The sequence below is a fragment of the Granulicatella sp. WM01 genome (assembly GCF_004570605.1).
GTDB lineage: Bacteria > Bacillota > Bacilli > Lactobacillales > Aerococcaceae > WM01.
Map to the genome: position 1 here is coordinate 1 of NZ_SPPB01000215.1, position 209 is coordinate 209.

The 209-nt window shown below is 32.1% G+C and carries 1 pseudogene; it reads right to left on the bottom strand.

The features are described from left to right. A pseudogene (locus tag E4T68_RS09480) lies at positions 1-209 on the bottom strand (IS30 family transposase); the annotation flags it as partial.

A 209-nucleotide genomic window follows, 5' to 3' on the forward strand; every position in this document is an offset into this window, starting at 1 on the left:
CTGATGATTTTTCTTTTAACTTTCTGATAATAATAAATCGTGTCTTTCTTTCGATAAGTGTTAAAATAACAGACTCATTTTTAGTTATTTTCCCAATCATTAAATCAATTTCCCAATGACCAAAGGATTGGCGTAATGCCACTTCTACTGGACGTTGTGTAATAGATTTACCTAAACAGCGTTTATGTTGTTTCAAACGAGTAGGGGTT